Annotated in this window: 21 protein-coding genes; 15 read left to right on the top strand and 6 right to left on the bottom strand. The window is 69.5% G+C overall.

Annotation, left to right across the window (positions count from 1 at the left end):
• Positions 1-36 precede the first annotated feature (36 nt).
• Complete coding sequence (locus BR70_RS0114870; protein ID WP_027466702.1) at positions 37-1,365, bottom strand: ABC transporter substrate-binding protein; 1,329 nt, start codon at positions 1,363-1,365, stop codon at positions 37-39.
• A 261-nt stretch (positions 1,366-1,626) separates the two neighbouring features.
• Between BR70_RS0114870 and BR70_RS21215 the strand changes: the two genes are divergently transcribed.
• The gene (locus tag BR70_RS21215; protein WP_051597087.1) at positions 1,627-2,427 is read left to right on the top strand and encodes an SDR family oxidoreductase; all 801 of its coding nucleotides are present in this window, start codon (positions 1,627-1,629) and stop codon (positions 2,425-2,427) included.
• A 76-nt stretch (positions 2,428-2,503) separates the two neighbouring features.
• Here BR70_RS21215 and BR70_RS0114860 read toward each other — a convergent pair whose 3' ends face one another.
• Both BR70_RS0114860 and guaB read right to left on the bottom strand, forming a co-directional pair.
• The gene (locus tag BR70_RS0114860) at positions 2,504-2,905 is read right to left on the bottom strand and encodes a VOC family protein (RefSeq protein WP_027466701.1); all 402 of its coding nucleotides are present in this window, start codon (positions 2,903-2,905) and stop codon (positions 2,504-2,506) included.
• A gap of 75 nt (positions 2,906-2,980) precedes the next feature.
• Positions 2,981-4,483: an IMP dehydrogenase gene (gene guaB / locus BR70_RS0114855; RefSeq protein WP_027466700.1), complete on the bottom strand. Its 1,503-nt coding sequence runs from the start codon at positions 4,481-4,483 to the stop codon at positions 2,981-2,983.
• A 242-nt stretch (positions 4,484-4,725) separates the two neighbouring features.
• On the opposite strand from guaB, the gene BR70_RS0114850 reads away from it, so the two are divergent.
• The 7 genes from BR70_RS0114850 (at position 4,726) to BR70_RS21210 (ending at position 12,637) form a co-directional block, all read left to right on the top strand.
• Positions 4,726-6,120 carry a branched-chain amino acid ABC transporter permease gene (locus tag BR70_RS0114850; protein WP_231495713.1) on the top strand — a complete coding sequence of 465 codons (1,395 nt, stop codon included), beginning with the start codon at positions 4,726-4,728 and terminating at the stop codon, positions 6,118-6,120.
• A 12-nt stretch (positions 6,121-6,132) separates the two neighbouring features.
• A complete protein-coding gene (locus BR70_RS0114845) occupies positions 6,133-7,119 on the top strand; it encodes a branched-chain amino acid ABC transporter permease (RefSeq protein WP_027466698.1) in 987 nt (328 codons plus the stop codon).
• Positions 7,112-8,002: an ABC transporter ATP-binding protein gene (locus tag BR70_RS0114840; RefSeq protein WP_027466697.1), complete on the top strand. Its 891-nt coding sequence runs from the start codon at positions 7,112-7,114 to the stop codon at positions 8,000-8,002. The genes BR70_RS0114845 and BR70_RS0114840 overlap by 8 nt, the downstream gene beginning before the upstream one ends.
• Complete coding sequence (locus BR70_RS0114835; RefSeq protein WP_027466696.1) at positions 7,999-8,805, top strand: ABC transporter ATP-binding protein; 807 nt, start codon at positions 7,999-8,001, stop codon at positions 8,803-8,805. The genes BR70_RS0114840 and BR70_RS0114835 overlap by 4 nt, the downstream gene beginning before the upstream one ends.
• Positions 8,806-9,129: 324 nt before the next feature.
• Positions 9,130-9,321: a hypothetical protein gene (locus BR70_RS0114830; RefSeq protein ID WP_027466695.1), complete on the top strand. Its 192-nt coding sequence runs from the start codon at positions 9,130-9,132 to the stop codon at positions 9,319-9,321.
• A gap of 248 nt (positions 9,322-9,569) precedes the next feature.
• Positions 9,570-10,688 (top strand): GuaB3 family IMP dehydrogenase-related protein, encoded by a 1,119-nt coding sequence (locus BR70_RS0114825; protein WP_027466694.1) that lies wholly within the window; start codon positions 9,570-9,572, stop codon positions 10,686-10,688.
• Positions 10,689-10,750: 62 nt separating this feature from the next.
• Positions 10,751-12,637, top strand: a complete 1,887-nt coding sequence (locus BR70_RS21210) for a glycerol-3-phosphate dehydrogenase/oxidase (RefSeq protein WP_051596990.1) — start codon at positions 10,751-10,753, stop codon at positions 12,635-12,637.
• Positions 12,638-12,862: 225 nt separating this feature from the next.
• Here BR70_RS21210 and BR70_RS0114815 read toward each other — a convergent pair whose 3' ends face one another.
• The gene (locus BR70_RS0114815; protein WP_027466693.1) at positions 12,863-13,366 is read right to left on the bottom strand and encodes a hypothetical protein; all 504 of its coding nucleotides are present in this window, start codon (positions 13,364-13,366) and stop codon (positions 12,863-12,865) included.
• 75 nt (positions 13,367-13,441) lie between these two features.
• Between BR70_RS0114815 and BR70_RS0114810 the strand changes: the two genes are divergently transcribed.
• Genes BR70_RS0114810 through guaA form a run of 5 tightly spaced genes read left to right on the top strand, consistent with a single transcriptional unit; the run spans position 13,442 to position 18,243 of the window.
• The gene (locus tag BR70_RS0114810; protein ID WP_017885470.1) at positions 13,442-13,972 is read left to right on the top strand and encodes a cation:proton antiporter regulatory subunit; all 531 of its coding nucleotides are present in this window, start codon (positions 13,442-13,444) and stop codon (positions 13,970-13,972) included.
• Between the two features lie 3 nt (positions 13,973-13,975).
• The gene (locus BR70_RS0114805) at positions 13,976-15,427 is read left to right on the top strand and encodes a cation:proton antiporter (RefSeq protein ID WP_027466692.1); all 1,452 of its coding nucleotides are present in this window, start codon (positions 13,976-13,978) and stop codon (positions 15,425-15,427) included.
• Positions 15,428-15,432: 5 nt separating this feature from the next.
• On the top strand, positions 15,433-16,209 hold the full coding sequence (locus BR70_RS21205; RefSeq protein ID WP_051596989.1) for an SURF1 family cytochrome oxidase biogenesis protein: 777 nt from the start codon (positions 15,433-15,435) through the stop codon (positions 16,207-16,209).
• A gap of 10 nt (positions 16,210-16,219) precedes the next feature.
• Positions 16,220-16,666: a DUF3817 domain-containing protein gene (locus tag BR70_RS0114795; protein ID WP_027466691.1), complete on the top strand. Its 447-nt coding sequence runs from the start codon at positions 16,220-16,222 to the stop codon at positions 16,664-16,666.
• Positions 16,663-18,243, top strand: a complete 1,581-nt coding sequence (gene guaA, locus BR70_RS0114790; RefSeq protein ID WP_027466690.1) for a glutamine-hydrolyzing GMP synthase — start codon at positions 16,663-16,665, stop codon at positions 18,241-18,243. The genes BR70_RS0114795 and guaA overlap by 4 nt, the downstream gene beginning before the upstream one ends.
• Positions 18,244-18,659: 416 nt before the next feature.
• Here guaA and BR70_RS0114785 read toward each other — a convergent pair whose 3' ends face one another.
• Together BR70_RS0114785 and BR70_RS0114780 are read right to left on the bottom strand one after the other, a co-directional pair.
• Positions 18,660-19,532: a Bax inhibitor-1/YccA family protein gene (locus tag BR70_RS0114785; protein ID WP_027466689.1), complete on the bottom strand. Its 873-nt coding sequence runs from the start codon at positions 19,530-19,532 to the stop codon at positions 18,660-18,662.
• Positions 19,533-19,563: 31 nt separating this feature from the next.
• Positions 19,564-20,559: a DUF817 domain-containing protein gene (locus tag BR70_RS0114780; protein ID WP_027466688.1), complete on the bottom strand. Its 996-nt coding sequence runs from the start codon at positions 20,557-20,559 to the stop codon at positions 19,564-19,566.
• A gap of 106 nt (positions 20,560-20,665) precedes the next feature.
• Between BR70_RS0114780 and BR70_RS0114775 the strand changes: the two genes are divergently transcribed.
• Positions 20,666-21,676: a glycerophosphodiester phosphodiesterase family protein gene (locus tag BR70_RS0114775; RefSeq protein WP_027466687.1), complete on the top strand. Its 1,011-nt coding sequence runs from the start codon at positions 20,666-20,668 to the stop codon at positions 21,674-21,676.
• Positions 21,677-21,688: 12 nt separating this feature from the next.
• Positions 21,689-24,136, top strand: coding sequence for an ATP-dependent helicase (locus tag BR70_RS0114770; RefSeq protein WP_027466686.1), 2,448 nt, complete (start codon positions 21,689-21,691; stop codon positions 24,134-24,136).
• Positions 24,137-24,178: the final 42 nt, after the last annotated feature.

Genomic DNA, 24,178 nt, shown 5'->3' with positions numbered 1-24,178 from the left:
GGACTGTCGCTTTCGCGAGCGGTGCTGGGCTGAGCCCTACTTCTTCACCGCACCCTGGATGGCGCTCTGGTAGACGGGCTTGTTGTCGGCGTCGAACTTGTAGATGCCGATGTAGGCGGCCGACGGGTCGTTGTTCTCGTCGAACGGACCGATGCCGGACGGGCCGGTGTAGTGGATGTCCTTGCCGTCGTCCAGGAGCGTCTTGCACTCCTTGAACGTCGCGCACTCGGTGCCGCCGTCAGCACCCGACACCGCAGCCATGTTGGCCTGGATGGTGCCGGAGTCGGTGCCCTTGCCCTTCACCGCGGCGAGGGCGGCGAGGACGGTGGCGTCGTAGGACTCCGCCGCGTACGAGTAGTCGGCGAGCGTCTTGCCCGACGAGTCCTTGTAGAACGCAGCGAGCTGCTTCTTGAAGTCGTCCTTCGGCGAGGCACCGGGGATGGTGCCCTGGGCGCCGGTCAGGGTGCCCTTGTCGAAGTCCTTCGAGTAGTCCGCCGTGTTGCCGTCGGACATGTAGATCTTCGCTTCGTTGCCCTGCGAGACGAGCTCCGGGATGATCGACTTCGTCTCGTCGAAGGCGAGGACGACGATCGCGTCGGGCTTCGCGGCCAGGGCCGCGGTCACCTCGGACGAGAACGTGGTCTGGCCGGGCGGGAACTCCTGGCCCTCACCCTTGCCGCCGTAGACGACCTGGCCGCCCGACGCCTCGACCGCAGCCTGCACGGAGTTGCGGAGGCCGGTGCCGTACGTGTCGTTGAAGACCAGGAAGGCGACCTTCGCGTTGCCGTCACCGGTCACGAGCTGGCCGAGCGCGGAACCCTGCACCGAGTCCGGCGGTGCGGTCCGGTAGTAGTACGACGAGTAGCCGGAGAGGTCGGTCGCGGTGTTCGCGGGCGAGATCTCGACGATGCAGTTGCTCGTCAGCTGGTCGATGACGTTCAGCGTGACGGACGAGGACTCGGCGCCGATCGCGACCGGGACCTTCGCGTTGACGAGCTTGGTCGCGGCGGAGCTCGACACGGTCATGTCGTTGCTGTCACCGGAGTCGGTCGCCGGGTCGATCGTGACGTCCTTGTCGAGGACACCGCCCGCGGCGTTGATGTCCTTGACGGCCAGGCCGACACCGGACTCGGCCGGCGGGTTGAGGTAGGCCAGCGAACCGGTCAGGGGCAGGATCGTGCCGATCTTCAGCGCGTCCGTACCGGGGGCGTCCGGGGCCTTGCAGCTGGCGGCGGGATCCTTCTTCGCATCGCTCGACGCCGAGCTCGAGGGGGAAGCACTGCCGGTGGTGGAACACGCGGCGAGGAGGACGGCTGCTGCGCCCGCCAACGCCAGTGCCGCGGTGGCACGGGTGGTTCTGATCATCCGTGGAGCCCTTTCTCTGCGCGGAGGCTGTGCCGCTTCGGGTGAATGCGACGCCTCCACTGGATGTCGAGAAACGTAGGGTCCATGTGTTTCGCCCGTGTGACGGGGCGGTACGCAAAGGTGTTTCGTTACCGAGCCGTGACGTTCCTGTGCGCAGGGACAGGGATCGGCGCAGGAGCGTTGGTGCCGGGTGGTGACCCGACCTGCGCCAGGCGGATGGTCCGGCAGGGCGCCCGGGAGGCCCGGCGTACGTTCCGCCGCATGAGCGACTTCCAGCCCACCAAAGCCATCGTCACCGGCTCCGAATCCGGGATCGGCCGCGCGACCGCCGTCGCGCTCGCCGAAGCCGGCCTGGACGTCGGCATCACCTACCTGTCCGAACCCGACCGTGCCGAGGAGACCGCGGAGGAGGTCCGGAAGACCGGCCGTCAGGCCTTCGTCGAGCAGATCGACGTCTCCGACCTCGCCGGCGCGGCCGCCGTCGTCGACCGCCTCGTCTCGCAGCTGGGCGGCGTCGACGTCTTCGTGGCCGACGCCGGCACCGGCGACAACGCCCCGTTCCTCGAGATGACCCTCGACCAGTGGCGCCACACGGTGTCGACCGACCTCGACGGCGCCTTCGTCACGATGCAGGCCGCCGCGAAGCACATGGCGCAGGCCGGCACCGGCGGCCGGATCATCGGCATCACGAGCGTGCACGAACACCAGCCCCGCTACGGCTCGAGCGCCTACGACGCCGCGAAGCACGGGCTCGGCGGCCTGCTGAAGACCATGGCGATCGAGCTCGCCGAGCACGGCATCACCGTGAACGCCGTCGCCCCCGGCGAGATCGCCACCCGGATGACCGGCGCCGAGGACGAGGACCCGCACACCATCGACCGCCCCGGTGTCCCGCTCGGCCGTCCGGGCAACGCGTGGGAGATCGCGGCAGCCGTGGCGTTCCTGGCCTCGCGCGCGTCGTCCTACATCACCGGGGTGTCCCTGCCGGTGGACGGCGGGATGCTGCAGATGGGCCCGCACGGCGGCTCGCACATCACGTCGAACGACTGGCGTTCGGCGTAGGAGCTCGGCCGGCGGTCCGGCACCCTGCCGGTCCGGCGGTCCGGCGGTCCGGTCAGCATGCCGGTCGCCGGGCTGCTCAGCTCGGCTGGCCGGCTTCCTCGTCGAGTTCGGCCTGGGACCGCAGGACGCAGAACTCGTTGCCCTCCGGGTCGGCGAAGACCACCCATCCGCCGTCCGGGTGGCGCAGGTCGGCGAGCTCCACGGCACCGATGCCGCGGAGCCGCTCGACCTCTTCGTCGCGGGTGCGGTCGGTGGGGCGCAGGTCGAAGTGGATCCGGTTCTTCACGGTCTTCGCCTCGGGCACCTCGATGAAGAGCACGGTGTGCGATCGGTCGGGTGCCGTGATCTCGCACTCCTCGTGTCCGGGAGCGTTCGGGTCGTCGGGAAGGTCGACGTACCCGAGCACCTGCTTCCACCACTCCGACTGGGCGTAGGCGTCGCGGGAGTCGATCGTGGTGTGTGAGACGGCGCTGACCATGCGGTGACACTACCGCCGTGGGACGCAGCACGCCCCCGCTCCACAGGGGAACGGGGGCGTGCTGTCGAACGCTGTCTAGCTGCGGTAGTTCGGCGCCTCGACGACCATCTGGACGTCGTGCGGGTGGGACTCCTTGAGCCCCGCCGCCGTGATCCGGACGAACTTGCCACGGGCCTTCAGCTCGGGGATCGTGCGACCGCCGACGTAGAACATCGACTGGCGCAGCCCGCCGGTGAGCTGGTAGACGACGTTGCCGACCGAACCGCGGTAGGGCACCTGGCCCTCGATGCCCTCGGGGATGAGCTTGTCGTCGTTCGGCACGTCCGCCTGGAAGTAGCGGTCCTTCGAGTACGAGGTCTTCTTGCCACGGGTCTGCAGAGCCCCGAGGGACCCCATGCCGCGGTAGGCCTTGAACTGCTTGCCGTTCACGAACACCAGGTCACCGGGGGACTCGTCGGTGCCGGCCAGCAGCGAGCCGAGCATGACGGTGTCGGCACCGGCCACCAGGGCCTTCGCGATGTCGCCGGAGTACTGCAGGCCACCGTCGGCGATGATCGGCACACCGGCTTCGCGTGCGGCGAGGGAGGCCTCGTACACGGCGGTCACCTGCGGCACACCCACACCGGCGACGACGCGCGTGGTGCAGATGGAGCCCGGGCCGACGCCGACCTTGACGGCGTCCACACCGGCGTCGATGAGCGCCTGGGCACCCGCGCGGGTGGCGACGTTGCCGCCGATGACGTCGATCGCGTCGAACGTCGGGTCGGCCTTGAGGCGGCGGACCATGTCGAGAACGCCTTCGCTCTCACCGTTGGCGGTGTCGACGACGAGCACGTCGACGCCGGCGTCGCGCAGGGCCTCGGCACGCTGCCACGCGTCGCCGAAGAAGCCGATCGCGGCACCGACGCGGAGCCGGCCCTCGTCGTCCTTCGTGGCGTCCGGGTACTGCTCGCTCTTGTCGAAGTCCTTGACGGTGATGAGGCCTCGGAGCTTGCCCTCGGCGTCGACCAGCGGCAGCTTCTCGATCTTGTGCTGCGCGAAGATGGCGATCGCCTCTTCGGGGTCGATGCCCTCCATCGCGGTGATCAGCGGGGCCTTCGTCATGACGTCGCGTACGTACGTGGTGGCCTGCTCGAACGTGGCCACGAAGCGCATGTCGCGGTTCGTGATGATGCCGACGAGGGTGCCGTCCTGCTCGACGACCGGCAGGCCGGAGACGCGGAACTGGCCGCAGAGCGCGTCGACCTCGGCCACGGTGGCGTCTGGGGTGGTGGTCACCGGGTTGGTGATCATGCCCGACTCGGAGCGCTTGACCTTGTCGACGTAGGCAGCCTGGTCCTCGATGGACAGGTTGCGGTGCAGGATCCCGATGCCGCCCTGGCGCGCCATGGCGATGGCCATGCGGGCTTCGGTGACGGTGTCCATCGCGGCGGAGAGCAGCGGGACGTTGACGGAGATCCGCTTGGTGAGCCGGGACGCCGTGGACGCCTCGCTCGGGATGACGTCGGTGTGCCCGGGCAGCAGCATGACGTCGTCGTACGTGAGTCCGATGAATCCGAACGGATCCGGCTGGTCCATGGGTCCCCTTCGTGGGCGAGTGAAGTGTCGAGACACCGGGAACACGACGACGGGTTCCGGATAGGACATGGTAACGCGAGCGGCTGTCGCCGCATTCCGCCTGGAGGCACGGATCGCGCCCGCCTCGGAGCATTCCTCCACAACGTCACAGTTCGGGTACGAATCACACAGGGAACGTGTTGGAAACACGGGTGTCACAAAATCCCCATAGGTTCCTCGTCATCCGAACGAGAGGCTCTTCCGTGGGATCCATCACTCCTCCGGGACGGGCGCAGCCGCGCCTGTTCCGCCTCCGCCACGCACGACGACGACCGGTCCTGGCGGCCGTGCTCGTCGCCGCGTTCCTGGCGACCTTCCTGATCGACTGGGCGGTCACCCTGCCGGCCTTCAGTGCCACCTCGGCACCGGCCACCAGCCAGGCGTGCACCGTCAGCCCCGACAACGGGTGCATCCAGGGCACCATCACCGACTCCGAGCGTGAACCGGCCGAGGGCGTCGACGTCGACGTGACCGGCCCGAGCGGCTTCGACCAGACGGCCACGACCAACGGCGACGGCCGCTGGTCGGTCAGCGTCGACACGGCCGGCGAGTACACGGTGAGCGTCGACCAGGGCACCCTGCCGAAGGGCCAGTACCTGACGAACGCCGCCGACGCCGAGCGCAAGGTGCAGGCCACCCTGAACGCCAACGTCGGGCAGATCTTCCAGCTGTCCGACCAGAAGGGCGCCACGACCTCGACGGACTCGTCGGGTGTGAGCATCCAGCGGGCCTGGCAGCAGTTCGCCTCCGGGCTCCGGCTCGGGCTCCTCATCGCCCTGGCGTCCATCGGGCTCTCGCTCATCTACGGCACGACGGGGCTGTCGAGCTTCTCGCACGGTGAGCAGGTCACCCTCGGCGGTCTGCTGGCTTACGTGTTCGCCAACCAGCTCGGCTGGAACATCTGGGTCACCGGCATCGTCGTCACGCTGTTGTGCGCCGCGACCGGGTACCTGCAGGACGCCGCGATCTGGCGGCCACTCCGGCGACGGCGCATCAGCCTGACGCAGCTCATGATCGTGACGATCGGTCTGTCGATCGCCGCCCAGTACGCGTTCCAGTACTTCTTCGGAGCCTCGACGGTCCGGATCCAGCAGGGCAACCCGGAGACCGTGCGGTTCGCCGGCGTCACCCTGACGGTGCAGTCCTACGTCGCCATGGGCATCGCCCTCGTGGTCCTCGTGGCGACCGGGCTCTTCCTGGCGAAGACGCGCTTCGGCCGGGCGACCCGCGCCGTGTCGGACAACCCGGCGCTCGCCGCGGCCTCCGGCATCGACGTCGACCGGGTGATCCGCTTCGTGTGGACGCTCGCCGCCGGCCTCGCGGGGCTCTCCGGCGTGATGCTCGGACTCGTCCTGAACGGCGTGAACTGGCAGACCGGGCTCCAGCTGCTCCTGCTCATGTTCGCCTCGGTCACGCTCGGTGGCCTCGGCACGGCGTACGGCGCCCTGGTCGGCTCGATGATCATCGGCGTCGTCGTGGAGCTCACGAACCTGGTGCTCCCCGGTGACTTCAAGTACGCCACCGCCCTCGTCATCCTCATCCTCATCCTGCTGTTCCGGCCGCAGGGCATCTTCGGCCGCGCCGAGCGGATCGGCTAAGGGAGCACGCGCATGGACTACATCCTCAACCTGCTGTCCTCGCTCACCCAGGAGGCACTCGCCCCGACGACGGCCGCGTTCGCCCTGGCCGCGATCGGCCTGAACGTGCACTTCGGGCTCACCGGCCTCGTGAACATGGGCCAGGCGGCGTTCCTGCTGCTCGGCGCCTACGGCTTCGCGATCTCGATCACGAACGGGCTGCCGTTCGTGATGGCGGTCCTCATCGCCCTGCTCGTCGCGATCGTGTTCGCGATCATCCTCGGCATCCCCACCCTGCGGTTGCGCGGCGACTACCTGGCGATCGTCACGATCTCCGGCGCCGAGATCATCCGCATGGTGGGCCGCTCGAGCCTGCTCACCTCGACCACGGGCGGCTCGAACGGCATCACCGGGTCGAGCTACCGCGACCCGTTCACCGCCCTCAGCCCGCTGCCCGACGGAACCACCACGATCCTGTGGTTCACGTACGCGAACAACGGCGTCAACGGCTGGTGGATCCGCATCGCGGCGTGGGCCATGGTCGCCCTGTTCACCCTGGTGCTCTTCCTGCTCATGCGCAGCCCGTGGGGCCGCGTGGTGAAGGCCATCCGCGAGGACGAGGACGCCGTCCGCTCGCTCGGCAAGAACGTCTACTCGTACAAGATGCAGGCGCTCGTGTTCGGTGGGGCGCTCGGTGCGATCGCGGGCATCATCTACGTGCTGCCGAGTTCGGTGCAACCGGACGCCATGGGCCGATCGATGACGTTCTTCATCTGGACGGCGCTCATCCTCGGTGGTGCGGCGACGGTGTTCGGACCGGTGCTCGGAGCCGTGCTCTTCTTCGTCGTCCGGCTCTTCATCCGCACGCTGGCCGGCGACTTCATCCCCGACTCGATCATGAACGCGCAGCAGGCCGAGCAGTTCTCGTACGTGCTCGTCGGCGTCGCGCTCATGCTGCTCATCGTGTTCCGTCCACAGGGGTTGCTCGGCAACAAGAAGGAGCTGACGTTCAGTGTCTGAGACCTACGGCCACCCCAAGGCCGACCCGATCCTCACCGTCGACGACGTCACCCGCCGCTTCGGGGGCATGACCGCCGTGGACGTCGACCACCTCGAGGTCCAGCGCGGTTCCATCACGGCCCTGATCGGCCCGAACGGCGCCGGCAAGACCACGTTCTTCAACCTGCTCACCGGGTTCGACAAGCCGAGCCCGGGTGCGAAGACCCAGTTCAACGGCGCCACGCTGCAGAAGACGAGCGCGACGCACATCGCGAACAAGGGCATGGTCCGCACCTTCCAGCTGACCAAGGCGCTGTCCCGGCTCACCGTGATGCAGAACATGCTGCTCGGTGCCCGCGACCAGCCCGGCGAGAACTTCTTCGCCGCCCTGGTCAAGCCGGTGTGGGCGAAGCGGGAGCGCGAGATCACGGCCAAGGCCGAGGACCTCCTCGCCCGGTTCAAGCTCGACACGAAGGCGGACGACTACGCCGGTTCGCTGTCCGGCGGCCAGCGCAAGCTGCTCGAGATGGCCCGGGCGCTGATGTCCGACCCGACGATGATCATGCTCGACGAGCCGATGGCCGGTGTGAACCCCGCGCTCACCCAGTCGCTCCTCGGGCACATCCAGTCCCTGCGCGACGACGGCATGACCGTGCTCTTCGTCGAGCACGACATGCACATGGTCCGGCACATCTCGGACTGGGTGGTCGTGATGGCCGAGGGCAAGGTCGTCGCCGAGGGCCCGGCGGACACGGTGATGGACGACCAGGCCGTGATCGACGCCTACCTCGGTGCGCACCACGACACCGACCTGGGTGACGACTCGCTCCTCACCGAGGAGACCTTCGAGGAACTGGCGGAGGAAGTCGCCGAAGAGGACGCAGCAGAGGAGACGACCCGATGACGGACGCAACGGACCCCACGAACGCGAGCAGTGCCTCCAGTCCGTCCCCGGCGGCCACGCTGGAACGCGAGCCGGTGCTCAGCGCGAAGAACCTCGTCGCCGGCTACCTGCCGGGCGTGAACATCCTGAACGGCTGCGACCTGGACTGCTACCCGGGCGAGCTCATCGGCATCATCGGGCCGAACGGTGCGGGCAAGTCGACGCTCCTCAAGGCGCTGTTCGGGCTGGTGTCCATCCGCGAGGGTTCGGTGACCCTGCAGGGGGACGACATCACGAACCTCAAGGCGAACAAGCTCGTGCAGGCCGGTGTCGGCTTCGTGCCGCAGACGAACAACGTGTTCCCCTCGCTGTCGATCGAGGAGAACCTGCAGATGGGGCTGTACCTGCGGCCCCGGAAGTTCGCCGAACGGCTCGAGGTCATCTACGACCTGTTCCCGGTCCTCGCCCAGCGGCGCAACCAGCGGGCCGGATCGCTCTCGGGTGGTGAGCGGCAGTCGGTCGCGATGGCCCGTGCGCTGATGATGGACCCGAAGGTGCTGCTGCTCGACGAGCCGAGCGCCGGACTGTCCCCCGTGCGCCAGGACGAGACGTTCCTGCGGACCCGCCGGATCAACAAGGCCGGTGTGTCGATCATCATGGTGGAGCAGAACGCGCGACGCTGTCTGCAGATCTGCGATCGTGGGTACGTGCTCGACCAGGGGAAGAACGCGTACTCGGGCACCGGGAAGGAACTCGCTGACGACCCCAAGGTCATCGAGCTCTACCTGGGGACGCTCGCCAAGGACGTCGACGCACAGCGCTAGCGCTGTCGTCGACTACGGGTACCGCTGTGGGGGTGGTATCCGTGACGGGTGGGGCCGTGCGTGGTCGCTTCGCGCCGCACGGCCCCGCTCCTGTACCCGGCCCGGGAGGCACGGCTCGCCCCGCGTCGCATGACTGTGGTCGCATGACGCCGTCGTGTTCCGTTGACGCCGCGGTCCCGTCGAGACGCCTCGAAATTCGGCGGTGTCTCGTGGGCGTGGCGGTGTCCTGCGCGGACGACGGCGTCTTCCGTTGACGACGGCGTCGCCCGTCGTATCCGGCCCGGAGGCGCGGCTCGCCCCGCGCAGGTCGGTATCGTTCCGCGGGTGCGCACCTCCGGACCCCTCGTGCTCGACGCCCTCGTCTGGCTCGTGTTCATCGCGCTCTTCGTCGGGGCGGCGTTGCTCGTCAAGGTCGCGGCCGTGCTGCTCGTCGTCCTCGTGGTGCTCGCGCTCCTGCTCGGCTTCGTGCTGCGGGCGCTCCGGAAGCGCCGGCGGGCGCCGCGCCGCCCGCGCTGACGGCTCCGCGCTGACGGCTCCGCGCTGACGGCTCCGCGCTGACGGCCCCGCGCTGACGGCTCCGCGCCGTCGGCTGCGGGGTGACGGCTGCGTGGTGCGAGGTTCCGCACGTCGTGCGACCCTCGCGACCTCGCACCGAACACGGAACCTCGCACCGTACGCGGCAGCCCTCGCACGGTGCGAGGGCGCCCGGCGCCCGCACCGTCCGGCCCGTGCACGCCGCAGAGCCCGCCCGGTAGGCTGTCCGAGTGAGCGAAGTCGAGATCGGTGCAGGCAAGCGCGGACGTCGGGCGTACGCGTTCGACGACATCGCAGTGGTCCCCTCCAGGCGGACGCGTGACCCGCGCGACGTCAGCGTGCAGTGGTCGATCGACGCGTTCACGTTCGCGTCGCCGATCCTGTCGGCGCCGATGGACTCCGTGTCCTCGCCGGCGACGGTCATCCAGATGGGCAAGCTCGGCATCCTCGGTGTGCTCGACCTCGAGGGCCTGTGGACCCGCTACGAGGACCCGACCCCGTACTACGACGAGATCAAGTCGCTCACCGACGGCAACGTCACGAAGCGCATGCAGGAGATCTACTCCGAGCCGATCAAGGCCGAGCTGATCACCGCACGCCTGGCCGAGATCCGCGCAGCCGGGGTGCCGGTCGCCGGTTCGCTCAGCCCGCAGCGCACCCAGGAGTTCTCGAAGACGGTCGTCGACGCCGGTGTCGACCTGTTCGTCATCCGCGGCACCACGGTCTCGGCCGAGCACGTCTCCCAGACCGAGGAACCCCTCAACCTCAAGAAGTTCATCTACGAGCTCGACGTCCCGGTGATCGTGGGCGGTGCCTCGACCTACACGTCGGCGCTGCACCTCATGCGCACCGGTGCCGCTGGCGTGCTCGTCGGCTTCGGTGGCGGCGCTGCGTCGACCACCCGCGCCGCGCTCGGCATCCACGCCCCGATGGCCACTGCCGTCGCGGACGTCGCCGGGGCCCGTCGTGACTACCTCGACGAGTCGGGCGGCCGCTACGTGCACGTCATCGCCGACGGCGGGCTCGACACCGCGGGCGACATCGTCAAGGCCATCGCCGTGGGCGCCGACGCCGTCATGCTCGGCACCGCACTGGCCCGTGCGACCGAGGCTCCGGGTGGTGGCTACCACTGGGGTGCCGAGGCGCACCACCCCGAGCTGCCCCGCGGCCGCCGGGTCGAGGTGGGCACGATCGCCCCGCTCGAGAACGTCCTGAACGGCCCGACGCCGACCCACGACGGCCGCGCGAACCTCGTCGGTGCCCTGCGCCGCTCGATGGCGACGACCGGATACTCCGACGCCAAGGAGTTCCAGCGAGTAGAAGTGGTCGTGGCGCCGTACCACCAGTGACGGTGGCACCCGGGCACGACCCCGGGTGACGCCACGGCGCCGACCGTGACCCGGAGGCGACGATGGCCAAGTCCAGCACGACGAAGCAGACCAGCACGGCCGGACGTCCGCGTGACGTCGCGCCCGGCGTGGGGTTCGACCCCGCGGCGAAGCTCGGCCCGGACGAACGTGCGGCCGCGATCGAGACGCTGAAGACCAAGGAGCTCGACGTCCTGGTCGTCGGCGGCGGGATCGTCGGTGCGGGCAGTGCGCTCGACGCGGTGACCCGCGGCCTGAGCGTCGGCATCGTCGAGGCCCGCGACTGGGGCTCGGGGACGTCGAGCCGCTCGTCCAAGCTCGTGCACGGCGGCATCCGCTACCTCGAGCAGCTCAACTTCGCGCTCGTCCGCGAGGCCCTCATCGAACGCGGCCTGCTGCTCCAGCGCATCGCCCCGCACCTGGTGAAGCCCGTGCGCTTCCTCTACCCGCTCAACCACCGGGTGTGGGAGCGCTTCTACATCGGCATCGGCATGGCGATGTACGACGTGTTCAGCTGGTCCGGCGGCCGTCCGCCCGGCGTCCCGCACCACCGGCACCTGAGCCGGAAGCAGGTGCTCAGGAACATGCCCGGGCTCAAGAAGGACGCCTTCGTCGGCGGCATGACGTACTACGACGCCCAGGTCGACGACGCCCGCTACGTCGCGTCGCTCGTGCGCACCGCGGCCTCGTACGGCGCCGAGGCAGCGAGTCGCGTCCGCATCGAGGGGTTCATCAAGGTCGGAGAGCGCGTGGTCGGTGCGCAGGCCCACGACATCCAGACCGGCGAACGGTTCGAGATCCGCGCGAAGCAGGTCGTCAACGCCACCGGTGTCTGGACCGACGACACCCAGGCGATGATCGGCACCCGTGGCCAGTTCAAGGTGCGGGCGTCGAAGGGCGTCCACCTCGTGATCCCCCGGGACCGGTTCCAGTCGAACACGGGCATGATCCTGCGCACCGAGAAGAGCGTGCTCTTCGTCATCCCGTGGGGCCGGCACTGGCTCGTCGGCACGACCGACACCGACTGGTACCTCGACAAGGCGCACCCGGCAGCGACCGCGGCGGACATCGACTACATCCTCGAGCACGTCAACAAGGTGCTCGCCGTCCCGCTGACCCGCGAGGACGTCGAGGGCGTCTACGCCGGACTCCGCCCGCTCCTGGCGGGGGAGTCCGACCAGACCTCGCAGCTCAGCCGGGAGCACGTCGTCGCGCACACCGTCCCGGGCCTCGTCGTGGTCGCCGGCGGCAAGTGGACGACGTACCGGGTGATGGGCAAGGACGCCATCGACGAGGCCGTCGCGGCCATGGACGGCAGGATCCCGGAGTCGACGACCGAGGACATCCCGCTCCTCGGTGCCGAGGGGTACCCCGCCGCGTGGAACCGACGCGCCCGCACCGCACGGAGCTTCAACGTGCACAAGGTCCGCATCGAGCACCTGCTCAACCGGTACGGCACCCTCGCGACCGAGGTGCTGCAGCTCGTCGAGCAGGACCCGGCACTCGCCGAGCCGCTGCCGGGGGCCGACGACTACATCGGCGCCGAGGTCGTCTACGCCGCCTCGCACGAGGGTGCCCTGCACCTGGAGGACGTCCTCGCCCGTCGTACCCGCATCTCCATCGAAGCCTGGGACCGCGGTGAGTCAGCAGCGCCCGTCGCCGCGAAGCTCATGGCGGACGTGCTCGGCTGGGACCAGGAGACGACCGAGCACGAGGTCGCGAACTACCTGAAGCGCGTCGCCGCCGAACGGGAGTCGCAGCTGCAGCCCGACGACGAGAGCGCGGACCGCGTGCGGCTCGAGGCCCCCGACATCGCGTTCGGCTTCGACGAGGACGACGTGGTCGTGGGCGGCGGTCGCTCGGAGGGCGCCGAGGGCGCGAAGGCGTCCGACGAGCAGGTCGTCGGCGAGAAGACGAGCGAGCCGGAGTAGCGAGGCCAGCAGACGCCGTCGTGTCACCGGAAAGCCGGCGTCTGCGGGTCGGACAAGACGCCGTCGTGTCGTGTTGACGCCGTCTGGTCGTCGAGACGCCGCCGGATCCGGCGGCGTCTCGGTGCCGACGAGGCGTCTGGACAAGACGACGGCGTCTTGCGGAGTCCACCCGCGCCTCCAGACCGGAAGGACGGAAGACCGGACTGGAGGCCCGTGGTGCGTCCGTCAGACGGCGCGCGCCCGCAGGGCAGCGCGGCGCACGTGCACCGACTGGCCCACCACGAGCACCACCGGGATCGCGATGAGCGCGACGAGGCTCGTCACGTACAGCACGCCCGACCAGATCGTGTGGTCACCGCCGCCGACCCCGTAGGCGTCCGCGACGTCCATGCCGAGGGCGATCGCCGCCACGAACGACATCGGCGTCCCCATCACCACGACGGCGAGCAGCACCGCCGCGATGACGTGCGCCGCTGCCCGGGTGATGAGCAGCAGCACCGACAGCCCCGCGGCGAACAGGACACCGACGACGGCGATCCCGACGACGGTCGCGACGTCCGCCCCGACCGGGAAGCCCTGCTCCGAGAGCTCGGCGTGGATCTCGGCCAGGGTCGCACCGGGGACCGCGGCGAGCGGGTCCAGCACCAGTGCGTCCACCGCCAGCAGCGCTGCGTACAGCGCGACGACCAGCACCCCGACGACGGCGACGACGATCCGTGTTCTCCCCATCCACAGAACTCTAGTGAGCGGAATGCGCGGGACCACCGGGTGGTTAGCATGGGGGTACTCGAAGAGGGAGCCATCATGGTCGACGTCCATCGCGTCAAACTCCCCGGAGTCGGCGTGCTGCACAGCTTCTACACCGACGACGGTGGCAAGTGCGGTGTCATCACGCACCGGTCGGGGCACTCCGACCTCATCTCGTTCGCCGATGTCTCCGACGGCGCGGACAAGTCCGAGAAGGTCTCGCTGCGTCTCAGCGAGGACGAAGCGCACACGCTCGCCGAACTGCTCGGCGGCACCCGGATCACCGAGGGTCTCGACAAGCTCGACGAGATCCCGGGGCTGTCCATCGACTGGTTCTCCGTCGACTACGACGACGCCATCGCCGGCAAGCCCCTCGGCGACCTGCACGACTCGGGCTTCATCGGCCTGACCGTCGTCGCCGTGGTCCGTGGCGACAGCGCCAACCCGGCGCCCTCGTCGGACTTCGTCGTCTTCCCCGGAGACACGATCGTCGTCGCCGGTTCCCCCGAGAAGGTCGCCAAGGCGTTCTCCTTCTACCGCAGCGGAGAGCTTGCGGCCGCCTCGGCCGAGGCCCCGCGGAAGAGCTAGCGCATGCACCTGGGTGGTGAGCTGCTCACCATCGGTGTGCTCTTCGTCATCGCCTACGTGCTGGGCCGGCTCGGCAAGACCATCGGTCTGCCGGCCATCCCGATCTACATGGTGGTCGGGCTCGTCGCGAGTCCGAACACGCCGTGGTTCGGGCTGAGCGTCGAGTCCCACACGATCGAGCTCATCGCGACGTTCGGGCTCATCCTGCTGCTGTTCAACCTCGGGCTCGAGTTCGACCAAGAGGAGTTCTACGGCAACGCCGGCAAGCTCCTGGTGTCGGGCGGCACCTACGTCGTCATCAACATGGGCGTCGGGTTCGCCTTCGGGTTCTCGCTCGGGTGGGGTACCCGTGAAGCCCTGATCATCGCGGGCATGACGGCGACGTCCTCGAGCGCCATCGTGACGAAGCTCCTCATCGAGCTCCGGCGCCTGGCGAACGACGAGACCCCGATGATCCTCGGCGTCACCGTGATCGAGGACGTCTTCATCGCCGTCTACCTGGCGATCGTCTCCGTCGTGCTGTCCGGCGACACCAACGTCTGGGCCGTCGTCGGCAAGCTCGCACTCGCGTTCGGGTTCCTCATCGTGATGTTCACGCTCGCGCGCTTCGCGGGCAAGTGGGTCTCGAAGATCTTCGCCACCCGTGACGACGAACTGTTCACGGTGCTGTTCTTCGGACTCGCGGTCATGTTCGGCGGCATCGGAGACCTGCTCGGTGTGACCGACGCCATCGGTGCCTTCGTCATCGGCCTGCTCTGCGGAGCGACCCGGTACCGCGACCGCATCGAACAGCTCGCCCTGCCGATGCGCGACGTCTTCGCCGCGTTCTTCTTCGTCAACTTCGGGCTCGGCCTCGACCTGTCGACCTTCGGCGAGGTGCTCTGGCCCGTCCTCGGCGCGATCGGCATGACGGTCGTGCTCAACGCGGTCGCCGGCCAGATCGTCGCGCGGATGAACGGCTTCAACGTCCAGCAGGGCATCAACACCGCCGTCATCCTGGTGAACCGTGGCGAGTTCGCACTGATCCTCGCGACGCTGTCGGCTGCCGCCGGGCTGGAGGCGCGGATCACCGCCTTCGCGGGCCTCTACGTCCTCTGCATGGCCGTCCTCGGGCCGCTGCTCGCGGTGAACTCGGACCGGATCGGCCGCCTCGTGGTGCGCCCGGGCCGGCTCATCCGCCTGCGCGGACGCCTGGGAGGCCGACGTGCCGTCGCCGCGGCAGCCGCCGCCGAGAGCGCCGAAGCGGCCGAGGCTGAGGCGGACGCCACCGCCGCGGCGCGGAAGGCCGAGCGGGACCGCCAGTTCGCCGAGGAGTTCGCGCTCGTCGAGGCTGCTGGCAGGGACGAGCGAGACAATGAGGGGTCCGAGCCGACGTCCGCCCCCGTGACGTCGCCGGTCGAGATCCCCGCCGAGCGCCCCGAGCGCCCGGTCCGACAGCGCGATCCGGAGTACTGATACAGATGTGGGCCGTTGCCCGACGACCGAGGTGGATCGCGCTGCTGTTGCTGGCGCTCGTGCTGGCGGCGGTGTTCGCCGGGCTGGGCAAGTGGCAGCTGGAGCGGTCGATCGCCAACGGCAAGCCCCTGCCGGCGACCACCGAGACCCGCCGCACCCTCGAGGCGGTCACCACCCCCGAGCGCCCCGTCAGCGAGAGTCTCGCCGGGCAGAAGGTCACCGTCACCGGGACCTTCGTCGCCGACGACACCACCGTCCTGACCGGCCGCACCGGGGGTGGGAAGTACCAGACCGTCGGACACCTGGTGGACTCGGACGGTGGGGCGAGCCTCCCGGTCGTCATCGGCTGGTCCGACCAGCGCGGGGCCGCCGTCGCCGGGGGCGAGCGCCTGGCGGACGGGCAGACGCTCACGATCCAGGGTCGCTACTACCCGGCCGAGTCGCCCGACCAGGACGCCTACAAGAAGGGCGAGTACTCCGCGGTCGCCCCCGCCCGGTTCGTGAACACGTGGCAGGCCTTCGACGACCGCATGTACCTCGGGTACGTCGTCGCCGACGGCACCACCGCGAAGGCCGCCGACCTCGGCACCATCGCCGACCGTGCACCGTCGCGCGAGGTCCAGTTCGACTGGCTCAACCTGTTCTACGCGATCGAGTGGGTCGTCTTCGCCGGCTTCGCCGTGTTCCTCTGGTACCGGTTCGTGAAGGACGCCTGGGAGCGCGAGCAGGAAGAGGAGCGCGAGGCAGCGCTCGCCACCGAAGCCGACGCGCTCCGACGGTAGGATTGCCGGCATGGCCCTGACCGTCCGAACCCGTGACATCCCCAAGATCCCGGGGGCGGTGAAGTGGTACCGCGTCTCGGCGTACATCACCGGTGTACTGCTGCTCGCCCTGGTGGTCGAGGTCATCATCAAGTACACGCCGCTGCAGCTCGAGATGCAGCTCGGCAACGGTCCGTTCTTCGTGCCCAACGGCACGGCGGGCGAGACCCCGGGCACGTTCAACCTGTCGATCGCGATCCTCATCGCCCACGGCTGGCTGTACGTGCTCTACCTCTTCACGGACTTCCGTCTGTGGAGCATCATGCGCTGGAGGCCGTCGCGCTTCCTGCTCATCGCCCTCGGGGGCATCATCCCGTTCATGTCCTTCGTGGTCGAACACCGCATGCAGCAGCAGGCCATGGACACCTACCACGAGCTGATCGCTGCCCAGCAGCGTGAGAAGGAGGCCGCTCGGTGAGCGAGACCGAACAGCGTCCCGTCCTCGTCGTCGACTTCGGGGCCCAGTACGCGCAGCTCATCGCGCGTCGGGTCCGTGAAGCGAACGTCTACAGCGAGATCGTGCCGCACTCCATCACCGCGGACGAGATCCGCGCCAAGGACCCGGCGGCCATCGTGCTGTCCGGTGGTCCGTCGTCCGTGTACGAAGAAGGCGCGCCGTCCCTCGACGGTGACATCCTCGACCTCGGCGTCCCCGTGCTCGGCATCTGCTACGGCTTCCAGGCCATGGCAACCGCTCTCGGTGGCGAGGTCGCGAACACCGGTCTGCGCGAGTACGGCGCCACCGACGTGACCCTCGCCCCCGGCACCAGCACCCTGCTCGGCGACCAGCCGGCGGACCAGGTGACGTGGATGTCGCACGGCGACTCCGTGGCCAAGGCACCTGCCGGCTTCGAGGTGCTCGCCTCGAGCGCGTCGACGCCCGTCGCGGCGTTCGCGTCCGACGAGCGCAAGCTCTACGGCGTGCAGTGGCACCCCGAGGTCAAGCACTCCGTGTACGGCCAGGCCGTGCTCGAGAACTTCCTGCACCGTGCCGCGGGCCTGCCCGGCGACTGGAACTCCAGCAACGTCATCGAGGAGCAGGTCGCCCGCATCCGCGAGCAGGTCGGCTCCGCACGGGTCATCGCCGGGCTCTCCGGTGGTGTCGACTCCGCCGTCGCCGCAGCCCTGGTGCACAAGGCCGTCGGTGACCAGCTCACCTGCGTCTTCGTCGACCACGGACTCCTCCGGGCCGACGAGCGCAAGCAGGTGGAAGAGGACTACGTCGCCTCCACCGGCGTCCGGCTCATCACGATCGACGCCGAGCAGCAGTTCCTCGATGCCCTCGCCGGCGTGAGCGACCCCGAGCAGAAGCGCAAGATCATCGGGCGCGAGTTCATCCGCACGTTCGAGGGCGCGGCCGAGGCACTCGTGCTCGAGGCGCAGGCTTCCGACTCTGATGCCGAGGTCAAGTTCCTCGTGCAGGGCACGCTCTACCCCGACGTCGTCGAGTCCGGCGGCGGAGCGGGCACCGCGAACATCAAGTCGCACCACAACGTCGGCGGCCTGCCCGAGGACATGACGTTCGAGCTCGTCGAGCCCCTGCGCACCCTGTTCAAGGACGAGGTCCGTGCGGTCGGCCGCGAGCTCGGGCTGCCCGAGGTCATCGTCGGTCGCCAGCCGTTCCCCGGCCCGGGCCTGGGCATCCGCATCGTCGGCGAGGTCACGAAGGAGCGGCTCGAACTGCTCCGCGCTGCTGACAAGATCGCGCGCGAAGAGCTCACCGCGGCCGGCCTCGACCAGGAGATCTGGCAGTGCCCGGTCGTGCTGCTCGCCGACGTCCGCTCCGTGGGCGTGCAGGGCGACGGCCGGACCTACGGCCACCCGATCGTGCTCCGTCCGGTCTCGTCCGAGGACGCCATGACCGCCGACTGGACGCGTCTGCCGTACGACACCCTCGCGAAGATCTCGAACCGCATCACGAACGAGGTGCCCGACGTCAACCGGGTCGTGCTCGACGTCACGTCGAAGCCGCCGGGGACGATCGAGTGGGAGTAGGGCTCCCCTGAGCAACGGAAGGCCCGGTACGCGTCACGCGTGCCGGGCCTTCGTGCGTCCCGGGGGCGGCGCTGCCGGGGTCGAGGTCGTCGGCGCTCCCGCCGGCGGGGCGGGCGGTGCGGGGCGGCGCGGGCGCGGTTCGTGGGCGCTCCCGGGGGCCGTCGCGTGGTCACAACACCCCGCGGGCCCGGTGCCGAGTGGTCACGAAGTGTCGGCTGGCCCTTGCCCGGGCGACACTTCGTGACCACTCGGCGGGCGACCGGCGGGGTGTTGTGACCGCTGGGACCGACGCCGGGACCGCCACTCGGGCCGCCACCGCCCCGCCCCGCCCCGCCCGCCCCCACAGGCGCCGACCACCGGCCCGGGAACGACGAAGGGCCCCGGCAGCGCCGGGGCCCTTCGCGTGTGCGGTGGTGCTAGTTGCGCGAGCTGCTCGCGATGATGGCGAGGATGCGCAGGATCTCGAGGTACAGCCAGACGAGCGTCACGATGAGGCCGAACGCCGCGGTCCAGGCGTAGATGCGGGGTGCGCCGCGCTCGACACCGGTCTTGATCTGGTCGAAGTCGAGGATCAGCGAGTACGCGGCCATCAGCACGACGAACACGCCGATGAGGACCCCGAGCGGGATGCCGAAGAGCGTCACGCCCATCAGGCCGAACGCGCTCTGGGTCACGCCGGTCCACATCAGGACCAGGTTCACGAGCGAGAACGCCATGTACCCGACCATCGCGATCAGGAAGAAGCGCGTGGCCTTCGGGGTCGCGCGGACCTTGCCCGAGCGGAACAGGAGCAGGGTGACGAAGAACACACCGAGCGTGCCGAACACGGCCTGCGCGACGATGCCGTCGGCCTGGGGGAACGCGGTCTGGAAGTAGTTCGAGATACCGCCGACGAACAGCCCCTCGAAGAACGCGTACGTCAGGATCAGACCCGGCGACGGCTTCTTCTTGAAGGTGTTGACGAGCGCCAGGACGAACCCGACGAGCGCGCCGACGATCCAGACGACCGGCGGCAGGTTCCAACCGGCCACCGCGCCGACGACGAGCACGCCGAACGCGAGCAGCGTCTTGACGATGGTGTCTTCGTACGACATGCGGTCGGTGTCCACCGGGGACGCAGTCGGACGGTCGTACATGTACTGCAGCTGCTCGGGGGTCATGCCGCCCTGGGCCTGCTGCGGGGTCTGTCCCCAGCCGGCCTGCTGCTGACCAGCACCGCGCCCGCCCCAGGTGTTTGCCCCCTGTGCGTTGAAGGCGGGGGACTGGTCGAAACCGGGCTTGAAGGCCATGGTGTCCTCTTCCTAGGAGATTCGAGTCCTCTCAGCCTAGGGGCGCTCGGTCGCGGAAGGCTGAGGATTCGCGGCGAGCGGACGCGGGCCCAGCGGGCCCCGACGAGGGAAGCCTAGGGTCGCCCGCTGCACGCGCGCCCCGAGGAAGTCGAGAGTCCGCCGTCGAGCCCACCCGTCTCGACGGCAGCGCCGGGTAGAGCCAGGTGACGAGCGCGACCGAGATCGTCATGAGCAGGAACCACGCCACGATCTTCGCCGGTGCCACCGGCTGCCACACCGCGAGCTGCGCCGGGTAGCTCCACGCCCCGGCCCAGGTCGCGACGTTCTCCGCCGCCCAGATGAACACCGCGACGAGTCCCATCGCGACGAGCACGGGCATCCGCAGCGTCGCCCGGTGCATCCGGACGTGCATGGTCGTGCGGGCGAAGAGCAGCAGCACGAGCGCGAGCAGCAGGTACCGGGCGTCGGCGACGAAGTGGTGGCCGAAGAAGTTCAGGTAGATCCCGCCCGCCACGACCGCCAGCAGCCACTGCCGCGGGTACCGGTCGAACCGCAGGTCGAACAGTCGGTAGACCCGGACCATGTACGACCCGACGGCGCCGTACATGAACCCCGAGAACAGCGGCACCCCGGCGAGGACGAACAGCCCTCCGGGTTCGTAGGTCCACGAGCCCATGTGGGTCTTGAACACCTCCATCGCGGTGCCGACGACGTGGAACAACAGCACGACCCGGAGTTCGCGCACGGTCTCGAGCCCGAACACGAGCATGCCGACCTGCAGCAGCACGGCCGCGATCGTCAGGACGTCGTTCCGCATCGCCGCCGGCACGGTCAGGTGCACCACGGCCATGGTCGTGAGCAGCAGCGCCCCGAACGCGCACGCCCAGGCCTGCTTCGCGCCGAACACCAGGAACTCGGTGACGAACACCCGGACGGGCCGGTGCGGTTGGTGCCCGGCGTCGAGCAGACGGCGTGCGGCCCGGTCGATCCGGGCCTCGACGGCGGTGGAGAGCGAACGGACGGTCATGCGGTGATGCTCGGTGCCGTCCCTGGGAACGACGGCCCCCGGAGCGCCGGGTGTGTCCCGCGACGCAGGCGCCCCGGTGGTCACCCGCGGCAAGTAGGGTCGCGCCATGACCCTCGTGATCGCCCACCGTGGTGCGTCCGGCTACCGCCCCGAGCACTCGCGGAGCGCGTACGAGCTCGCGATCGAGCTCGGTGCCGACGCGATCGAACCGGACCTGGTGCCCACGAGGGACGGCGTCCTGGTGCTCCGGCACGAGAACGAGGTCTCGGGCACCACGGACGTCGCCGACCACCCCGAGTTCCGGCACCTGCGCACGACGAAGACCGTCGACGGCCAGACCCTGACGGGCTGGTTCACCGAGGACTTCACGTGGCCCGAGCTGCAGACGCTCCGCACCCGCGAGCGCCTGCCGGTGCTGCGCCCGGGATCCGCCGAGCACGACGGTGCGCAGCCGATCCTGCGGCTCGTCGACCTGCTCGCGATCCTCGACGCCGCACCCCGCCCGGTCGGGCTCGTCGCCGAGGTCAAGCACGCCGCGTACTTCGACCGCGCCGGGTTCCCGATGGGTGGACTCGTCGACGCCGCGCTCGGCGAGGCCGGGTGGCGGCAGGACGAGCGGCTCACGGTGGAGAGCTTCGAGAAGGGCGTGCTGCGCGACCTGCGCGAGCGGGGGACCGGTGGTCGGCTCGTGTACCTCCAGGAGGCCCGTGGCAGCGCCGCGGACGAGGTCGCGTCCCACGGATCGCTCGCCCCCACCTACGCCGCCGAGCGTTCCGAGGACGCGCTCGCGTCGTTCGCGACCGAGTTCCACGGCATCAGCGTCGACCTCGGCACCCTGATGGCCGGCGTCGACAGCGTCGCGCTCGACGACCCGACGCCGGTGCGCAGCGCGATCGTCGACCGCGCTCACGCCGCCGGGCTCGCGGTGTACACGTGGACGCTCCGGCCGGAGAACCGGTTCCTGCCGTCGCCGCTGCGTCGTGGTGGCGACGTCGCGGCGTTCGGCGACTGGGAGCGGTGGTTCACGTCCGTGATCCGCACCGGACTCGACGGGGTGTTCGCCGACCACCCGGACCTGGCGGTGCTCGCCCGGTCCGCTGTCGGGGGTCCCGCCTAGACTGTCCCGGACATGACGATCGTGCTCGACCCCTTCGAATCGACGCCCGAACCGGGCGCCGGTGCCCGCGCGTACGAAGACCCGTTCACCGCGGGTCTGAACCCCCAGCAGAAGGAAGCCGTCGAGTACCGCGGCGAGTCCCTGCTGATCGTGGCCGGTGCGGGTTCCGGCAAGACGAGCGTGCTCACCCGCCGCATCGCACTGCTGCTCGCCAACCGCGAAGCCTGGCCGTCGCAGATCCTGGCGATCACGTTCACGAACAAGGCCGCGGCCGAGATGCGCGAGCGCGTCCGGGCCCTGGTCGGTGGCGAGGCCGAGGGGATGTGGATCTCCACGTTCCACTCGGCGTGCGTGCGCATCCTGCGGCGCGAAGCCGAGCGGTTCGGGTTCCCGCAGTCGTTCACGATCTACGACTCCGCCGACTCCAAGGCGCTGCTGAAGCGGATCATCAAGGAGCTCGAGGCCGACTCCCTCGGGCTGACCGTCGGTGCCGCGGCGTCGAAGATCTCGAAGCTCAAGAACGAGCTGCAGGACATCGACACCTACGCGCGCAACATCAACGTGAACGACCCGCAAGAGGTCATGTTCACCGAGGTGTTCCGGCGCTACACGAACGAACTCCGCCGGGCGAACGCGTTCGACTTCGACGACCTCATCGGCCAGACGGTGTTCCTGTTCCGGGCCTTCCCGGACGTCGCCGCCCTGTACCAGCGCCGCTTCCGGTACATCCTGGTCGACGAGTACCAGGACACGAACCACGCCCAGTACGCCCTGATCCGTGAGCTCACCCGCCCGGTGCCGGTCGAACAGGTCGACAAGCTCGAGGACTCCGGCCAGCACGTCGCCCGGATGCGGGAGACCGACGGGTCGATCGCACCCGCGTCCCTGACGGTGGTCGGCGACTCCGACCAGTCGATCTACGCGTTCCGCGGGGCGGACATCCGCAACATCGTCGAGTTCGAGCGGGACTTCCCGAACTCCAAGACGATCCTGCTCGAGCAGAACTACCGCTCGACGCAGAACATCCTCGACGCGGCGAACGCGGTCATCGCGAACAACTTCGACCGCCAGGCGAAGAGCCTGTTCACCGACGTCGGTGCCGGCGAGAAGATCGTCGGCTTCACCGGGTACACCGGCCACGACGAGGCGCAGTTCGTCGCCGACGAGATCCAGCGCCTGCGTGAAGACGGCATGGACTACCGCGACATGGCGGTGTTCTACCGGACCAACTCGCAGACCCGTGCGCTGGAGGAGATCTTCATCCGTGCGGCGATCCCGTACCGGGTGCTCGGCGGCACGAAGTTCTACGAGCGCGCCGAGATCAAGGACGCCATGGCGTACCTGATCACCGTCGCCAACCCGGCCGACCCGATGGCCCTGCGCCGCATCCTCAACGTGCCCAAGCGCGGTATCGGCTCAGTCACCGAGACCACGCTCCAGCGCTACGCCGACGAGCACGAGACCACGATGCGCGACGCCCTGCGGCACGCGGGTGAGCTCGGGTTCGGGCCGAAGGTGCGGAACGCCATCACCGAGTTCGCGGCACTGCTCGACTCCGTGTCCGAGAAGGCCCCGACGCAGCCGGTGGTCGACACCCTGACGCAGCTGCTCGACGGCTCCGGGCTGCTCGACAACCTGCGGAAGTCGCCCGACGCGCAGGACGCCGCCCGTGCCGACAACATCGACGAGCTCGTGGCCGTGACGCGTGAGTTCCAGAAGAACAACCCCGAGGGCACGCTGTCGGACTTCCTGACCGAGGTCTCGCTGGTCGCCGCGGCGGACGAGCTCGACGACTCGTCGGGCACGGTGTCGCTCATGACGCTGCACACCGCGAAGGGCCTGGAGTACGACGCGGTGTTCCTGACCGGCGTCGAGGAAGACCTGCTCCCGCACCGGATGTCCGCCAACGAGCCCGGCGGGCCGTCGGAAGAGCGCCGGCTGTTCTACGTGGGCATCACCCGCGCCAAGAAGGTCCTGTTCCTGTCCCTCGCGATGACCCGTGCCCAGTTCGGCGACGTGAACGTGGCGATGCCCTCGCGCTTCCTGCAGGAGATCCCCGAGGGGCTCATCGAGTGGAAGCAGTCCCCGGGCATGGCGAACAGCCGTGGTGGCACGCAGCCCCGCGCCCTGAACGCCAAGCGCGACGGCGGCTTCGGCGGTGGTGGCGGCGGCGGGGGCTACCGCGGTGGTGGTGGCTGGGGCGGCGGCTCGTACGACCGCGCAGCGGCAGCGTCCAAGACCCGCCCGAAGACCGAGTGGGCGAACCGGGTGTCCGGGCAGGTGCGCGACAACGGCGACATGGAACTCGTCGCCGGCGACCGCATCAAGCACGTCGACTTCGGCGAGGGCACGGTGTCCGCGGTGACGGGCCAGGGAGCCAAGCGCATCGCCGAGATCGCGTTCGACTCCGCGGGCCGCAAGAAGCTCCTCATCAAGATCGCCCCGATCGAGAAGCTGTAGGAGCCCTCACCGGTCCACACCGAACCGGCAGCCGCAGCCGGT

Origin of the sequence: Curtobacterium sp. UNCCL17 (assembly GCF_000686685.1) — a bacterium.
Classification (GTDB): Bacteria; Actinomycetota; Actinomycetes; order Actinomycetales; family Microbacteriaceae; genus Curtobacterium; species Curtobacterium flaccumfaciens.
Note: the sequence above shows the minus strand (reverse complement) of the source record. Positions and strands in the feature narration are given on the sequence as shown.

Bases quoted from the DNA above. Each gene is read 5' to 3' on its own strand.
- BR70_RS0114870 (WP_027466702.1), bottom strand. From the start codon at position 1,365: ATGATCAGAACCACCCGTGCCACCGCGGCACTGGCGTTGGCGGGCGCA.
- BR70_RS21215 (WP_051597087.1), top strand. From the start codon at position 1,627: ATGAGCGACTTCCAGCCCACCAAAGCCATCGTCACCGGCTCCGAATCC.
- BR70_RS0114860 (WP_027466701.1), bottom strand. From the start codon at position 2,905: ATGGTCAGCGCCGTCTCACACACCACGATCGACTCCCGCGACGCCTAC.
- guaB (WP_027466700.1), bottom strand. From the start codon at position 4,483: ATGGACCAGCCGGATCCGTTCGGATTCATCGGACTCACGTACGACGAC.
- BR70_RS0114845 (WP_027466698.1), top strand. From the start codon at position 6,133: ATGGACTACATCCTCAACCTGCTGTCCTCGCTCACCCAGGAGGCACTC.
- BR70_RS0114835 (WP_027466696.1), top strand. From the start codon at position 7,999: ATGACGGACGCAACGGACCCCACGAACGCGAGCAGTGCCTCCAGTCCG.
- BR70_RS21210 (WP_051596990.1), top strand. From the start codon at position 10,751: ATGGCCAAGTCCAGCACGACGAAGCAGACCAGCACGGCCGGACGTCCG.
- BR70_RS0114815 (WP_027466693.1), bottom strand. From the start codon at position 13,366: ATGGGGAGAACACGGATCGTCGTCGCCGTCGTCGGGGTGCTGGTCGTC.
- BR70_RS0114810 (WP_017885470.1), top strand. From the start codon at position 13,442: ATGGTCGACGTCCATCGCGTCAAACTCCCCGGAGTCGGCGTGCTGCAC.
- BR70_RS0114805 (WP_027466692.1), top strand. From the start codon at position 13,976: ATGCACCTGGGTGGTGAGCTGCTCACCATCGGTGTGCTCTTCGTCATC.
- BR70_RS21205 (WP_051596989.1), top strand. From the start codon at position 15,433: ATGTGGGCCGTTGCCCGACGACCGAGGTGGATCGCGCTGCTGTTGCTG.
- BR70_RS0114795 (WP_027466691.1), top strand. From the start codon at position 16,220: ATGGCCCTGACCGTCCGAACCCGTGACATCCCCAAGATCCCGGGGGCG.
- BR70_RS0114785 (WP_027466689.1), bottom strand. From the start codon at position 19,532: ATGGCCTTCAAGCCCGGTTTCGACCAGTCCCCCGCCTTCAACGCACAG.
- BR70_RS0114780 (WP_027466688.1), bottom strand. From the start codon at position 20,559: ATGACCGTCCGTTCGCTCTCCACCGCCGTCGAGGCCCGGATCGACCGG.
- BR70_RS0114775 (WP_027466687.1), top strand. From the start codon at position 20,666: ATGACCCTCGTGATCGCCCACCGTGGTGCGTCCGGCTACCGCCCCGAG.
- BR70_RS0114770 (WP_027466686.1), top strand. From the start codon at position 21,689: ATGACGATCGTGCTCGACCCCTTCGAATCGACGCCCGAACCGGGCGCC.